Raw genomic sequence first — 14,529 nt, 5'->3', positions numbered from 1 at the left:
TTAAAAATAAACACCTAAGGGTTACTAATTGAAATTGCCTTAACCGGCTCTATTTTTAATTCCACAGGCTCCCCTGTACGCTCTTGCAACTCAGATAACCATTGCGCAGTACGCTTATCCTTCCCTTGGCTTAAAAATTGATAAGCTTCTAAATGACGCTGCGCCTTTAATGGTTTGTTTAAATACACATCATATAGTACAGAAAGGTTTAAATGCGCCTCTGGAAAATCTGGCCATATTGATAAAGCTTTCGCATAAGTATTTTGAGACCGAACAAAATCACCGTGTTTTCTCTGAGCAATAGCCAACTTCAAATAACCATTTACATTATTTTCATTAACGGCTATTGCTTGAAAATAACTATCAATCGCTGATTTCAACTTAGACTGCTGGACATAAACATCTCCTTTTAAGACCAGAGGCCCAGAGAGCTTTGGTGCCACTTCAATCAAGTTATCTAGCGTTTTATGCGCTTCATTAAAAGCACTTTTTCGGAACAAATCACGCGCTCTAACATATTGACTAACATAATCCGCTTTAATACGTCCTTTTATTTCACTGTAAGGGTTTATCGCAGCAATATAAGGTAAAAGCGCTCCAGTTTCCTCATCATAAGTTCGCACAGGGATATACTTTTCTGTGTTTAACTCAACCGCTTTTTTCTCATCATCCAGCGTCAAAACAACTTCAGGCGGCTTAACTTTTCCTCCACAAGCCGTCATCACTAACGCCAACCCCATAACAGAAAAAACTTTGAATAACTTCATGTTATCGAATTTCATCGCCGTAACTCACCATTCTTTCTGATTTACCAAATCGTTGCGAATTTAACTCCGCCATTTCTTCAAAGCTGCGATTAATCCATTCATCAAAATCTCCAGACCAACCTCGCTCAACATTTGTCATATGCAACTCTATAGACATTTGTTGTAATGGAAACGCTTGTTCTTCGATAAAACCTTCATAAACACTACGCTCTTCAGACGACAAACCTGCAGGCAACGGTGCCCCCCTTAATTCAAACGCTAATTGTCGATACAACTCCGAAATTTTGTAATTGGCCATTGTCATAAATTCAAACACACCATAATCCGCAGCCGCTTCATATCGTTTAACCGCATCGGTTAAGAATTCATTTTTCTTAGGAAGACTGGTTGCTAGAGCACTGGTTAATTTCCTTGCGCGAAATTCATTGGCAAAATAATCCCCATATTTTATATTCGCCCACGCACCTAACCAACGGCTTCTTTCTGTTCGCTCACTTCCACCTTTCTGATCACCTTCAATAATGCGGCGGAGCCAAAATTGTTGTTTCGAAATATCGTCTATTTTTTCATACAAAACAGCCAATCGATAACGAGATTCCATTCTTACACCAAAAGGCTTCTCATAAGTCTTCGCATAGCGTTTGAATAGCTTAATCGCCTGCTCGAATTCACGACCCTTTTCATACATCTCTGCTGACAAGAACAAAGCCTCTCGCTTGACGATATCATCTGAATCCGTTTGGCTAATCACATAATAAGCTTGGCCTGCTTTTTTCCAAGATTCATTTTTTTCGTAGGCATAAGCAATTTTTCTCTGAAATTCAGGTGCCATTTCATGATCAGGAAAAATCGTCTGTAGTTCCAATAATTCATTAATAGCATCGACCCAACGCTCAGCACCCAACATCAATTTCACCGCATTAAATTGAGCATCCACACGCACAGCGGCCTCTGGCGTCAATACTTTTACTTTCAGTAGTTGTTCAATGGCTTCTGTGTTTTCACTACGCTCCACAAGCTGCTGAGAGTTTTTATAAATAGTATTCGCTAATCGCTCAGAAATACGTGTGTATTCCTCTGAATTTTCTTCAACCAATAACCGTTGGCTCAAATAATGTCCTTCGGCTTCCGCGTAGCGCTTTAAATTGTACAACGAATGTGCCGCAATACCGTGAGCGGTTTTCTTTAAATTTTTATCCAGGTTTTCATTACTGGCAATAAGATTAGAGGAGACATCCAGCGCTTTTTGATAGTTTTCAAGGCCAAACAAGTACTCTGCCGCATTCGTTAATACCGCTGGTGAGCGCTCATCAGTATGAAACACCTCAGCAAAACGCAACATGCTCTCAACGGCTGTGCCTTGCCATTGACGCTTAGTGGCTTCATCATCAGCACCATCAATAATCGTTTGATAAGAAACAATAGCGGCATAACCAGAATTCGCTCGATAACGGTCATCCTTAAACTCATTCAAACCATAAGCGACTTTCTCATAAGATTCAGCAGCCTCTTTATATCGATCCGACTCAAAATACGCTTCCGCCATCAAGTAAAGAATTTCTGGCAGTCTCGGATCTTGCGGGAAAGTCAATGCATATTCTGAGTAAAATTGTGTCGCTTTATAAAAAGATTCCTTTGCTTGTTTTTTAAGAGTTTCTATCTTCGCAATTTGCTGAGGCGAAGGAATCACCGATTCTGCTGCTTCATCCAATTCTTTTTGATCATCAGAAGCTTTTGTAACAAGCTTTTGTGCACGAGAGTGATAATGAGAGGCTAATTCATCAATATACACTTTCAGCGCCGACAGTACCTCTTCCGTTGTCTCGCCATTTATGGAGGCATACTCAGAACTTATTCCATAATGGGAAACATATTGTTCTTTTTCTTCAAGCGCCAATAACGAAAAACCACCATCCGCATAACTTTCAATCATCTTCTTATGTAGAATGGGTGCATGCTGAGAAAAACGATTTCTTTTTACAAAATGCCGAAAAGTCGCAGCAGAATCTTCAAAACGCTCCTTTTCTAAATAATACTCACCTAAGTGATCATAAACCTTCCAAAGATATGATTTACCCTGCAAAGACGCTACCTGAGCAATCATATCCGGGCCACCCGATTTGGATAACGCCAAACTCATTGAATTGAGAGAATCTTCTTCTAATGATTTTAAAGAGGCATCTAATTCAAGTAGTGACTCTTCTTCAGAGATAGATTCAGCGACTTGTTGATCACCGTCTTTGACAGTTTCAATTGATGATTCAGGGGTATAAATCAAAGCCAATACTTGAGCAAATGAGCGGATACTTGAAGAATATTTAAATTGCTTGTAATAAGCCCACCCCAGCATATAGTGCGCATTCATGAGTAACTGGCGGTCGGTATATTGAGTGACAATCTCGTACTCTTTTTGAGCATTTTTATACTCTTGGCGATTGAAATAAATATCACCAACCCTGAAATGCACTTCTGCAATATTTTTATAAGCCGGATGATACTTTGCTAACTGAGTTAGCATTTTCATCGCCTCATCCTGATGACCATCCAACTCATACGCTCTGGCTAGCTGATAAAGCACATCAGCGTTATCAGGAGAGTTAGGGTATTTTTTCAAAATCTCGTGATAGCTTTTAATCGCCTCATCGTAATAACTACGATACTCTTTCTGATCAATCTGCTGCTGAGAGCCTTCGAGCATATAAACGTCTGCTATTCTGCGTTGAATTTGCTCTTTAATATCATCTTCTTTAAACAGGCTCATTAATTCTTGATATTCACTACGAACATCTTCATAACTTACCTGTTCAAATTCAATGGGCTCTTCCGCCTCTTCTTTATACTCTAAATCACCTAGTGTTTTTACTCCCCCCAACTGACACGCAGGAAGCAAAGGCAGTAAACCGGTAAAGAAAATCGCTTGCTTAATTAATTTATTACTTTTCATTGTCCGACTTCTCTGTCTTTTTCTCAGACTTAGCTTTATCCAATGTCATTAAAGTGGTATCAAAAAGCCGTGCACGTGCTAAACGTGATTGAGCCATATAATATTTCATTCGTTCTTCATGCTTCGATAATTCTGATTCAATCAGGCGTCGAACAATTGGCTCAAGCTTTTGAATGTAGCTATTGGTTTGCACCAAACGGAGTTCAATTTGATTGTGATAATCTTGTATTGTGGTTCGATAACTGGGTGGCTGGCTATAAGGCCTTTCCACATTTGACAAGACCTCTATTCTGCCTTCCAGAGTACGAATCTCACTATCAATATTTTCGATTTGCGCTTCAAATCTAGCTTGGTCTTTCTCTGTCAAAGATAAAGAATATAACTTCAAATCACTTTTCTTTTCTTCTAATGATTTTTTAATATTAGACGCCTCTTGAAGCGACTCTTTCATTTTCTCGCTATACTGCTTCTTTAGAGTATTTTCCAGAATCAACAAATGCTGTGAGGATTCTCTCTGCCACATTAATAAGTTATCTTGCAAAGCATACAAATCCGACAATTCACGCAACGTTTCTGAGAAGGCATGGCTTGAAATAAGATCAATCACAAAAGGAGTAAATTTTTGATAATCTACTGTTGGCTCAACAGCATACCAATCACTGACACCAACAATAGCGTCAAAATTCTTTACAAATTCTCGCGGAACGTCTTGTCGAGCAATAATTTCTCTAGACTCCTCAATATTACTCAGTCCGATTTCAAAAGCTTCTACTGCTAAAATATTATGCTTTAACGCCTTACGTACTTCTCCGCTTTGCTCATATAAGTGGGCAAGCAATACTTTTGTTTCCTGCACTTCAGGGATAGCGATATCACGATCATTAAGAATTTTCAGAGCTGGAATAGCCTCTGTAAAACGCTCGGTTTCAATAGCCGCCCATGCATAGGTCAGTAACGCCCTATTTGAATAAAGGCCCTGTGTTCGAATTTCGGTCAAATAAATCCATGCATTGAGTATGTCACCTTGCTGTAAATACAGTTGGGCCAACCCATGCCTAGCCCGATCGGCTAGAGCCAATAACTCTTTGCTTGAACCACTGTATGCGGCCACTTTGCGTAAGTTACCAATCGCGGATGGAATATCTTCTTGAGCTAACTGGCTAATGGCTAAATTAAACAAAATATAAGAGTACTGAGGATCAAACTCTTCTAACGTCTTCAAATGATCCAATGCAGAAAGCGGCTCATGGTCATAGTTGGCCAAAAGGCTTCTCAAGTAGTGGTACTCAACCAGCAAATGTATAGGCAAATTACCCTTGATATTATTGAGGGCTGAAAACGCTTTTTCATCCTCTGACTTATAATGAAAGATGTTCGCAAGATAATACCAAGCCGAATTACGCACTTCCTCGCTTAACGTATTCCCACTTAATAATTTTGAAAAAATAGCCTCTGATTCATCAGCAATACCATAGGAAAGCATCATCCCGCCTTTTAATAGCTCTCCTTCATGGCTCTTTGCTATAGAGTTATCTAGCTGAACAATATAGTCATATTCTACTAATGCAGAAAAATAGTCTTTTTGAAAATAATCAAATAAGACACTACCCCATTCCAAATCTTCGGGAGTGGAAACATTCTTATAAAAGACATCGGCTAAGCCTGTCACTGAAAATAGACAGGCAAAGAAAATACTGATTATTTTTACTCGCATTGAATCCGCTATCCTGTGCGTTTTTCGCATGGCCTTTACCATTGCTTCATTCTAACAATAGGTTCTTGAGAAGAAGCATCATCACCAATAGACAACTCTAGGTATTCCCCGGTATCACCTTTTTCAAACTCTAGAGTTTGTGCGAGCTTATAGGCTCTACCATTGGGACCAACACCTGTAAAAAATGCCGTAGCAGTGTGATTCCCTTGGCTAAGGTTAGTAATGTAGAGCTTTTGAACACCACCACGAGATAAAGATTGGCGCTGGCTTTCTGAATACATATGTGTGGCTACAAATTCACCATCCAGCTTAAGCTTGACACTTTCTAGGGTAAAAAAGGTGCCTGAACTGAGTGATACAAATACGGAATATTTCGTACTAGAAGGAAAAAGCAATTTCTCCTCCATCTCACGAAGGCCACTATTCAACTCAATGACATTTCGCTTCAGTTGTTGTAAACCATTAGAGATCTCAGAAAGTTCTTTTAAAGCTTCTTGCTGGGCCTGCTCGGCACTGACGGAATTACTTGTCTCATCACCTGAGCTGGCATTAGAAGCATCAGAATAAGCACTAGGTATGATGGCCATACAAATAGCCATTACAGTGAATACGGCTGTTAACAGAGATTTCACTCTTTGCACTATTACGAACGGCATTTCTTGCCCCCCTTCTTTCATCTCGTCCTTAAGCTGCTCGCCCAAACTGAGGGCGCTGTGCAAAAGGTTATTTTTCTTTTTCTGCCACTAGAGAGCTGTCGACTCCCATAACCACTCCCTTTTGCACCCTAAGAAAAAACCAGTTAACTAAAACCAAGCTATCCAGTTATCAATTTTGAAAAAAAACCTTAATTTTTCTTAATTTCAAGCAATGCAAAAGATCAACAATTGTGCGCGAATCATACAGTAGAGAATAAAATCAATAACACTATGCCAACACCATTAGTTGAGCTCATTCACATTTTTTTTAACGCCAAAAGCAAAACCTAAACCTTTGTCACAATTACTTTTTTTTCCGTTCGATGGAATGAGTAAAGTCTTTACGATATCCGTGACTTTGATGCGTAAACAATCACACTTTTAACCGAATCGTTCTTCACAAACTTGGCACTTTTAATCACTAGATAAGCAAGAATAATTATGTTAGTGACAAAAAATTGACGAATTTTACAAAATCCTGTGAAAAACGAGATAAATATGGAACACGGAAAACATGTTAAGGTGGACTCGAATCCAGAGATTACTGCCCGTAACCCTGGGATTACTTCTCTTTCAAAGTGCGAACTCTTTCGCACAAACCAGCCCAGATGTCACCATTATCGAGCCTTCTAAAAAAGTCGATACTGTCAAGTACGCAGCTTTAGACGATGAGCAATTTGAATTTGGCATCTCCGTTGGCAGTCTTTCTATTGAAGACTTTGGCAACAGTGCGGTCACTACATTCAAATTTGCATACCACGTCACACCTAAGTGGATGACTCAATTTGAATATGGCCGTTCCGAAGTCGGAGTCGCGTCTTTTGAAGAAGTGGTAAACAATCGCTTTTTAAGTGACGAAGACCGAAGGTTTACCTATACCAATTTAACCTTGGGCTATCGCGCCTTATACGGTCGATCCTTCTTCGGGGGTAAAAATCGATTTAACTCCAATATTTATTTAAACGCAGGTGTTGAAAATATCGACTTCGCGGGGCAAAGCAACACTGGCCTTGTTATTGGCACCACCTATAAAACCGTGTTGACCGACTGGCTAACACTCAATCTAGATTTAAAAAATCACATTTTTGAACGTGAATTTCTCAATGATGAAAAGCTTACCCAAAATATAGAATTTGGCGTCGGCGCGATGATCATGTTTTAAACAGAGATATTAATTACGGATAACTAGGTAAAATACAATGAAGCTCGCTAGACTACTTTTCTCTATAGTGATCTGCTTCACTTCGTTTCATTACGCCCACGGAGAGGCAAAATCCTCAGGTGTAAAACTCGAAGTGATCGATCCTTTTATCGAAATTCACACTGGCCCAGGGGTCGGCTACCCTGTTTTTTACACAGTAGAACAGGGTGAAATGGTAGAAGTGCTCACCCGCCGTACTGGCTGGTATGAACTAAAAATTGCCAACCAACAAACCGGCTGGGCAAAAGCCTCTCAAATTGCTCGAACACTCTTACCCACAGGCGAGCCTGTTGACTTACCCACGATTTCCTACGGAGATTATCTTACCAATAAATTTCGTACAGGCTTCAGGGCAGGTCAATTCAGTGGCGACGATCTCAATAATATCGATTTTTTTAGCTTATCTGCAGGGTATCAGGTACTTAGTTGGCTAGGTATTGAGGCCGAAGCTGGAAAGCTCTACGACACCAACATTCGTGGTGATTTTTATGGGGCAAATATCGTTTTTGAACCTTTCAGCCGATATCGACTCTCGCCTATTTTACTTCTTGGTGGCGGTAACATTGAATTTGATTCACAGCCCGAGCTGACCCCCATCGACTTCGGTGAAGAGTCATACTACAACATCGGACTCGGCGCTAATTACTACTTAGGAAGAAACTTTGTACTTCAAGCTGGATACTCTAGCTACGTCATCAATTCTGAAAACGAAGAGGAACTGGAGCGATGGAATTTAGGCTTCAACGCTTTCTTTTAAGCGCGTTACTGACACTTGGAATAGCTGGATCACAGGTTTGTTTTGGTCAATCCGCAGACGAAAAGCCAAGCAACCTTAAAGATGTCGACACTGAGTATTTTGACATTGGTCTCTTCTACGGCTCGATGAACGTTGAAGATTTCACTAGCGCCTCAGTGATTGGTATTAACGCAACCTTCAACGCTGGAGAGAACTACTTTCTGCAAATGAATTATTTGCAATCGGATGTTGATCTTTCTTCCTTTGAAGAGAGCCAAGGGCAAATATTTTCTGGCAGTGACCGAACCTTACAACATTATGATGTTGTATTAGGATACAACTTGTTTCAGGGAGAGCACTTTATTTACGAAGGCAAAGCATTGCTTTCTTCTTTGTACGTTGTCGGTGGTATCGGTGATACAGAGTTTGGTGGAGAATCGAACTTTACTTATGTCGCCGGAGTGGGCTACCAAGTTGCTTTCACTCGAGATATTATCGGTCGTATTGACTACCGAGATTATATCTTCAAAACCAACGCTATTGGTGATGATGAATTCACGCACAATACTCAGTTTTCTGTAGGCCTTAGCTACTTATTCTAAAGTCTATATTGACTTTGTACATATTCCCCTCTGTTTTGTAAAAAGCCATTTAATCTTATCGTTGAATGGCTTTTCTTAGCCCTTCTCTTAGTCCCTCTTTAATCAGCTCCTCTCTTCGTCTTTGTTTTCTAATTCTTTACTCATCCTTTCTCATTAGTAACAAAAGTGACAAACGACGTTGTTACACTTTTGTTAACTCATCATTACTTAGGTCATCATGATTTCAGATCGCCGAATTCGTACGTCGCTCGTTGCCATTGGAGCGGACTGTTTGCTGACTGCTATGAAAGCATTTCTAGCCATCATTACGGGCAGCCAAGCTTTATTAGCCGATGCTTATCACTCGTTATCCGATTTTATTGTCTCAATATTGTTATTACTTGGCATTGTCATTCGCCATTATGCCGAGAAGCATCAAGACGAAACAAAAACACTGAGAGCCCGACGTCTGGAGTCCCTGTTAGCTGTAGTCGTTGCAGCCTCGATTCTCTATGTGCCAGTAGAGATTATTTCCAATACTTATGACCAACAAGAGACCGCCATTCGTAATCTAGGCTGGGGGATTTCCGGCACACTTGTCATTATTGCCTTAGTTTTTTTTATGGCAAAACTAAAAACCCATGTGGGAAAAGAGACCGATTCTCCCGCGTTAGAGGCAGATGGCTATCACAGTATGGTAGATGTTTTCTCTTCTGTAGCTGTACTGTTTTCGCTCGTGGGGTTAATGGTGGGTATCAACATCGATGAATTTGTTGCCCTCCTCATTGCGGCAATGATTGGTTATTCTGGTGTTGAACTGTTGTTGTCAGGTTTAAAAAGCCTTACCAAAGGCACAGAATTTGATCAACTTTCTTTAGGCGATATCCTACGTACGTTGTTCTTTCGAACCACCAATAGCAAAGCCATTTTTAATACCGTTGAAAACACCACTCGAATAATATTAAAACACCGTTATAACGTACTTGGCTTAGTATTAATTGCCTATGGCTTAAGTGGTTTTACCTCCGTCCCATTAGGACACACAGGTATTCAATATCACTTCAATAAAGCACAGTCCGATGCGCTTTCACCTGGCCTACATTATCACTGGCCTGCACCCTTTGGACGTATTTCTTTAATAGAAACAGGAACCGTGGAAGCCATTACGCTGGGGAGCCGCATTGAAATCTCTACCACTGAAGACGGCGCGACCTTATGGCGGGAACTCAAAGAAAGCCGTGTACTATCAGACGATGTTGAATATCTTGTCACGGCAAACGAAAATTTAATCGACTTGACACTGACACTTCAATATCGTCTTTCTAATGCAGCCACGTCTTATCAGCAATTCGACCAGAGTCAAAAAGTCATCGCACGCTTTGCAGAAGCAGCATTATGGAAAACCGTCGCTCAATTTCGCTATGACGACATCATTAGTCAACGATCCATATCGTTTAGTGCAGCAGTAGAAAAACAACTTTTAAAAAGCCTTGCTACCGTTCATTTGCCCATTGATATCATCCACACGAATATCGTCGCCGCACAACCTCCGGCTATGGTTGTCGGTGCCTATCGAGATGTGCTTACAGCCGATCAGGAACAAAATCAGCGTGTTAATCGAGCCGAAGCAGAACAGTTAAATGACTTACCTTTGGCTCGCGCAAAAGCTCATCAAGAGATAACCGAAGCGTATTCTTCAGCACTTGAAATAGAGCTCAGAGCCCTTGGTGAAGTAGAACGCATTTCTTCACTGGCCAGTATTTATCAACAATACCCTGACGCCTTTGAGTTTAATCAACACATCACAACACTAGAAAATGTGCTCAAAGATAAGTCACTTATTATTACCGACCCTAAAGTAAATCCACGGGAATTGCAGGTTTGGCAAACACAACCTTGATTGAATAGCCAATAACAAGTGTATGTTTAATAGAGTTCATCACCTTTACCGCACTTTTCCAGCGTTATCGACATTTTTGAGGTAAGACATTGAATAGAAAAATTGCCCTGCTTTTAATCGGCATTGTTACCCTATACTCGCTTGCTACCAGTATCGTTGCCGTCAAAGAGTCTGAAATCGCCATTGTATTCGAGTTTGGCCGACCAGTGCGTGTTATTGATACGGCCGGGCCCGCCTTCAAGCTGCCCAACCCAATTCAAACGGTACGCACATTGGATAAACGTATTCAGCTTTTTGATATACCCACAGGAGAATTTGGGACGTCCGACCGGCGCAACCTTATTGTCAGTACATTTGTCATCTGGAAAATCAGCGATGCCAAAACCTTCCTTACCAGCGTGAGAAATAAAGAAGTCGCGGAACAACGTCTGGAAACCATCACTACAGCCGAAATTGGTGCCGCTATTGGTGCAACAACATTGGATCGTATTTTTACCACAGAAGAAGGTGACAGCCAGGTTGCAAAAATATTCAACGACATTTCCACCGCTGCTAACCACATCGCCAATCAAGAATTAGGTATAGAGATTGTCGCTATTGAACCCAGTCATATTGGTTTTCCAAAACAAAATTTATTGGCCATCTACAAGCGTATGGAATCGGAATGGGAAAAACTGGCTAAACAATATCGCGCCGAGGGTCAAGAACAAGCAGCAAAAATTCGTTCTGCAACAGAACGAGAGGTGAGAGAATTACAAGCAAAAGCTTACCGAGAAGCACAAGCCACACGAGGAAAAAGTGAAGCAGAAGCCGCCAAAATTTATGCCGAAGCCTTCCAGGAAAATCGTCAGTTTTACGAATTTACACGCTCCATGGAAGCCTACGAAAAAATCTTAAACAAAGATACTCAGCTGATATTATCTTCTGAACTGCCTGTATTTAATACATTATTACAACCACCAAAGACTCATTCATTACAATAGCGTCGAATCACAGACTTGAGAACGCCGACAACAGACCGGAACATAAACAAACTCATCACGCTATTTTATCCAACTCAGTGAAAATACCATGAGACTGACTGACGACATCGTAACCGTTTATCAAGCCTATCAACAAAAAGGTTTAATATTAGCCGCGTGCATTATCCCAGCACTCTATGTCATGAGTGGTTTTTATTCCGTCGGGCCGGAACAGCGAGCCATCGTTACTCGACTTGGTAAAATCGTCAACGACAATGTGAACCCTGGTATGCACTATCGGCTACCATGGCCCCTAGAAGAAGAAAAAAAATTCCCCGCTGCGATGCTACGCTCTATGGTCATTGATTTTTCCGAGGATACAGCCAAATACCGTCAGCCGGAGCTGACAACCGGCGACGGGAATTTAAGCGATACCTCTATCGAAGTACAATACGCGGTAGGACAACCAGGACTATTTTACTCGACCTCCAAAGAAACAGAGACCCTATTGGAAAAAATTGCACGCGCCAATACCGTCAATATTATCGGGGCGACCGCATTCGACCCTTTGTTAACCACTGAAAGGAATCGCTTTCAAAACAAACTAAAATACCAACTTCAAGCACAAGCAGACGGTCTCTCTTTAGGGCTGCGAATTACTTCTGTACAAATTCGTCGCCTAGACCCTCCTAAAAGCATAAAAAAGGCCTACGATAATGTCACTGTCGCCCGCACCGAAAAACAAAAAAGTATTCAAATTGCCAAGGGTGAAAGAAGCACACAGCTAGCTCACGCTCGTAGTAAAGCAAATCAAATTACGGTTAGCGCACAAGCAAAGGCAGGTGAAGTGATCGAAATCGCCAAAGGGGATGACGAACGCTTTCGTACACGATTAGCCTCATACTTAAATGCACCCAATTTGAATGACACCCGCCTTTATCTTGCTAATATAGAGAAATTACTGGGACAATCTAAAATAACCGTTGTCAGTACCGGCAAGAGCAATAAAGATATCAATATCAATACAAACGGTATCAACACAAACGGTATCAATACGGGCGGTATCAAAATCGGCAGCAATCACACCGATTAAGTAATCACACCAACCAATTGGCACGTGATTAAACATTCTCCACCTTCCACCGCTCCCTATCTTCTCTCATCACCCTTTATCACTGGCTTAATATGCCAATTGTGTCTATATACACTGCTGTGATATTTATCCAACTTCTTTTATAGCCGTAGAAGCTCGATTTTCTCTTCATTTTCTGAATTGGGCGCCAGACAAAAAACATCAGGTGCTAACCTTTGCTTGTCATCCGGCGGTATTAGTATCTACAGGAAAGAGTTGGGTATACTCACAGGAAAAGTATGTTGGGAACGTTTGAATACGAGAACTCAAGAAATAATAAACGGTAGGAATAAACCGTAACTACAAACCATAACTACAAACCATAACTACAAACCATAACTACAAACCGTAGAAGCATAAACTGTAGAAGCAGTAACCGTGTTTTGGTGTCTTTAACCGATACCTTTACACAAATTTATGGCTGAATGGATAACACTATAAAAGGATAACCCTATAACCTGTTAAAAAATAAGAGTATTTGAAATACTTATGACAGGAAAAACAAACGAGAAATTACGCATATTAAAAGTGGCGCCTGCCATACCGGCATAGCCGACAATAACAGCGAAAACCATAGCAACCGCCTGCAATTACAGATTGTTGGCATTTAAAATACTTCGGAGTTGATTGATATGAGTGATCCAATTGTCATAGTGGGTATAGCGCGTACAGCGATGGGTGGAATGCAGGGTGTTTTCAGTAACGTCACTGCACCAGAACTTGGTGCGACAGCAATCAAAGCGGCACTAGAAGAATCTGGACTCAAGCCTGAAGATGTCGACCAAGTATTAATGGGTTGTGTACTGCCCGCTGCAACAGGCCAAGCGCCTGCACGACAAGCCGCCTTAGCTGCTGGCTTACCGAACAGTGTTTCTGCCACTACCGTCAATAAAGTGTGTGGCTCAGGTATGAAAACCATCCATATGGCCTGTGATGCCTTAGCGACCGGTAAAAGTCATGTCGTCATCGCCGGCGGTATGGAAAGCATGACTAATGCCCCATACATGCTCACCAAAGCCCGTGGCGGTTATCGTCTTGGCCATGGTGAAGTCACTGACCATATGTTCTTCGATGGCTTACAAGATGCCTACTCTGGAGAACTAATGGGCACCTTCGCAGAAAATACCGCCGACAAATACAGCTTTAGCCGCGAGTCTCAAGACGCCTTTGCTATCGAGTCTTTAGCCCGTGCCAATAAAGCCATTGAAGACGGCCACTTCAAGCGAGAAATTACCCCGTTTACCATTTCCAGTCGCAAAGGCGATACCGTTGTCGATACTGATGAGCAACCCGGTAACGCACGCCCAGATAAAATTCCAAGCCTGCGCCCCGCATTTCGCAAAGACGGCACCGTCACCGCCGCCAATGCGTCTTCCATTTCAGACGGTGCCGCTGCTCTGGTTCTAATGCGCAAGTCAGACGCCGAAGCGCGTGGTGTAAAGCCGTTAGCTATTATTCGTGCCGAAGCGGAACACTCTCATGAGCCAGAGTGGTTTACGACCGCCCCCTGTGGCGCCATGAAAAAAGTATTGGAAGGCGCCGGTTGGGCGGCCTCGGAAGTGGATTTATACGAAATTAACGAAGCCTTTGCGGTAGTCACCATGGCAGCTATGCATGAGCTGGACATTCCCCATGATAAAGTCAATGTACATGGCGGTGCTTGTGCGCTGGGTCACCCATTAGGTGCTTCAGGGGCTCGTGTTGCGGTTACCCTTCTTGCAGCGTTAGAAACCTATGGTAAATCTAAAGGCGTTGCGAGCTTGTGTATTGGTGGTGGTGAAGGCATCTCACTTGCCATTGAGCGCGTTTAAGTTTTTCTCACAGAATAAAAAAACCGCCATTTTTGGCGGTTTTTTTATGTGCGACCGTGATGGAGGCCTTATCCAACACTCTTAAT

The 14,529-nt window shown here is 41.7% G+C and carries 11 protein-coding genes; 7 read left to right on the top strand and 4 right to left on the bottom strand.

Annotation, left to right across the window (positions count from 1 at the left end; translation table 11 throughout):
• Window positions 1–14: 14 nt before the first annotated feature.
• From LU351_RS00225 to LU351_RS00210, 4 genes are read right to left on the bottom strand one after another with little or no spacing between them, the layout of a single operon-like run.
• On the bottom strand, window positions 15–782 hold the full coding sequence (locus LU351_RS00225; RefSeq protein ID WP_232591984.1) for a tetratricopeptide repeat protein: 768 nt from the start codon (window positions 780–782) through the stop codon (window positions 15–17).
• A complete protein-coding gene (locus tag LU351_RS00220) occupies window positions 769–3,711 on the bottom strand; it encodes a tetratricopeptide repeat protein (protein ID WP_232591983.1) in 2,943 nt (980 codons plus the stop codon). The genes LU351_RS00225 and LU351_RS00220 overlap by 14 nt, the downstream gene beginning before the upstream one ends.
• On the bottom strand, window positions 3,701–5,425 hold the full coding sequence (locus LU351_RS00215) for a tetratricopeptide repeat protein (protein ID WP_232591982.1): 1,725 nt from the start codon (window positions 5,423–5,425) through the stop codon (window positions 3,701–3,703). Before LU351_RS00215 ends, LU351_RS00220 begins: the two co-directional genes overlap by 11 nt.
• A 35-nt stretch (window positions 5,426–5,460) precedes the next feature.
• Window positions 5,461–6,081 (bottom strand): AraC family transcriptional regulator, encoded by a 621-nt coding sequence (locus tag LU351_RS00210; RefSeq protein ID WP_232591981.1) that lies wholly within the window; start codon window positions 6,079–6,081, stop codon window positions 5,461–5,463.
• 553 nt (window positions 6,082–6,634) lie between these two features.
• Between LU351_RS00210 and LU351_RS00205 the strand changes: the two genes are divergently transcribed.
• From LU351_RS00205 to LU351_RS00175, 7 genes are all read left to right on the top strand, one after another.
• Window positions 6,635–7,282 (top strand): outer membrane beta-barrel domain-containing protein, encoded by a 648-nt coding sequence (locus tag LU351_RS00205; RefSeq protein WP_232591980.1) that lies wholly within the window; start codon window positions 6,635–6,637, stop codon window positions 7,280–7,282.
• A 37-nt stretch (window positions 7,283–7,319) separates the two neighbouring features.
• Complete coding sequence (locus tag LU351_RS00200; protein WP_232591979.1) at window positions 7,320–8,078, top strand: SH3 domain-containing protein; 759 nt, start codon at window positions 7,320–7,322, stop codon at window positions 8,076–8,078.
• Window positions 8,048–8,659, top strand: a complete 612-nt coding sequence (locus tag LU351_RS00195; protein WP_232591978.1) for an outer membrane beta-barrel domain-containing protein — start codon at window positions 8,048–8,050, stop codon at window positions 8,657–8,659. The genes LU351_RS00200 and LU351_RS00195 overlap by 31 nt, the downstream gene beginning before the upstream one ends.
• Before the next feature lie 217 nt (window positions 8,660–8,876).
• Window positions 8,877–10,538: a cation diffusion facilitator family transporter gene (locus tag LU351_RS00190; protein WP_232591977.1), complete on the top strand. Its 1,662-nt coding sequence runs from the start codon at window positions 8,877–8,879 to the stop codon at window positions 10,536–10,538.
• 89 nt (window positions 10,539–10,627) lie between these two features.
• On the top strand, window positions 10,628–11,521 hold the full coding sequence (gene hflC, locus LU351_RS00185) for a protease modulator HflC (RefSeq protein ID WP_232591976.1): 894 nt from the start codon (window positions 10,628–10,630) through the stop codon (window positions 11,519–11,521).
• Window positions 11,522–11,609: 88 nt separating this feature from the next.
• Window positions 11,610–12,593, top strand: coding sequence for an FtsH protease activity modulator HflK (hflK, locus tag LU351_RS00180; RefSeq protein ID WP_232591975.1), 984 nt, complete (start codon window positions 11,610–11,612; stop codon window positions 12,591–12,593).
• A 671-nt stretch (window positions 12,594–13,264) separates the two neighbouring features.
• Window positions 13,265–14,443: an acetyl-CoA C-acyltransferase gene (locus LU351_RS00175; RefSeq protein ID WP_232591974.1), complete on the top strand. Its 1,179-nt coding sequence runs from the start codon at window positions 13,265–13,267 to the stop codon at window positions 14,441–14,443.
• Window positions 14,444–14,529 lie beyond the last annotated feature (86 nt).

The sequence above is a fragment of the Marinibactrum halimedae genome (genome assembly GCF_021234875.1).
Taxonomy (GTDB): domain Bacteria; phylum Pseudomonadota; class Gammaproteobacteria; order Pseudomonadales; family Cellvibrionaceae; genus Marinibactrum; species Marinibactrum halimedae.
This window is presented reverse-complemented; position numbering and strand designations above follow the sequence as displayed.

Bases quoted from the DNA above. Each gene is read 5' to 3' on its own strand.
- LU351_RS00225 (WP_232591984.1), bottom strand. From the start codon at position 782: ATGAAATTCGATAACATGAAGTTATTCAAAGTTTTTTCTGTTATGGGG.
- LU351_RS00205 (WP_232591980.1), top strand. From the start codon at position 6,635: ATGTTAAGGTGGACTCGAATCCAGAGATTACTGCCCGTAACCCTGGGA.
- LU351_RS00200 (WP_232591979.1), top strand. From the start codon at position 7,320: ATGAAGCTCGCTAGACTACTTTTCTCTATAGTGATCTGCTTCACTTCG.
- LU351_RS00175 (WP_232591974.1), top strand. From the start codon at position 13,265: ATGAGTGATCCAATTGTCATAGTGGGTATAGCGCGTACAGCGATGGGT.
- LU351_RS00215 (WP_232591982.1), bottom strand. From the start codon at position 5,425: ATGCGAGTAAAAATAATCAGTATTTTCTTTGCCTGTCTATTTTCAGTG.
- LU351_RS00190 (WP_232591977.1), top strand. From the start codon at position 8,877: ATGATTTCAGATCGCCGAATTCGTACGTCGCTCGTTGCCATTGGAGCG.
- hflK (WP_232591975.1), top strand. From the start codon at position 11,610: ATGAGACTGACTGACGACATCGTAACCGTTTATCAAGCCTATCAACAA.
- LU351_RS00195 (WP_232591978.1), top strand. From the start codon at position 8,048: ATGGAATTTAGGCTTCAACGCTTTCTTTTAAGCGCGTTACTGACACTT.
- LU351_RS00220 (WP_232591983.1), bottom strand. From the start codon at position 3,711: ATGAAAAGTAATAAATTAATTAAGCAAGCGATTTTCTTTACCGGTTTA.
- LU351_RS00210 (WP_232591981.1), bottom strand. From the start codon at position 6,081: ATGCCGTTCGTAATAGTGCAAAGAGTGAAATCTCTGTTAACAGCCGTA.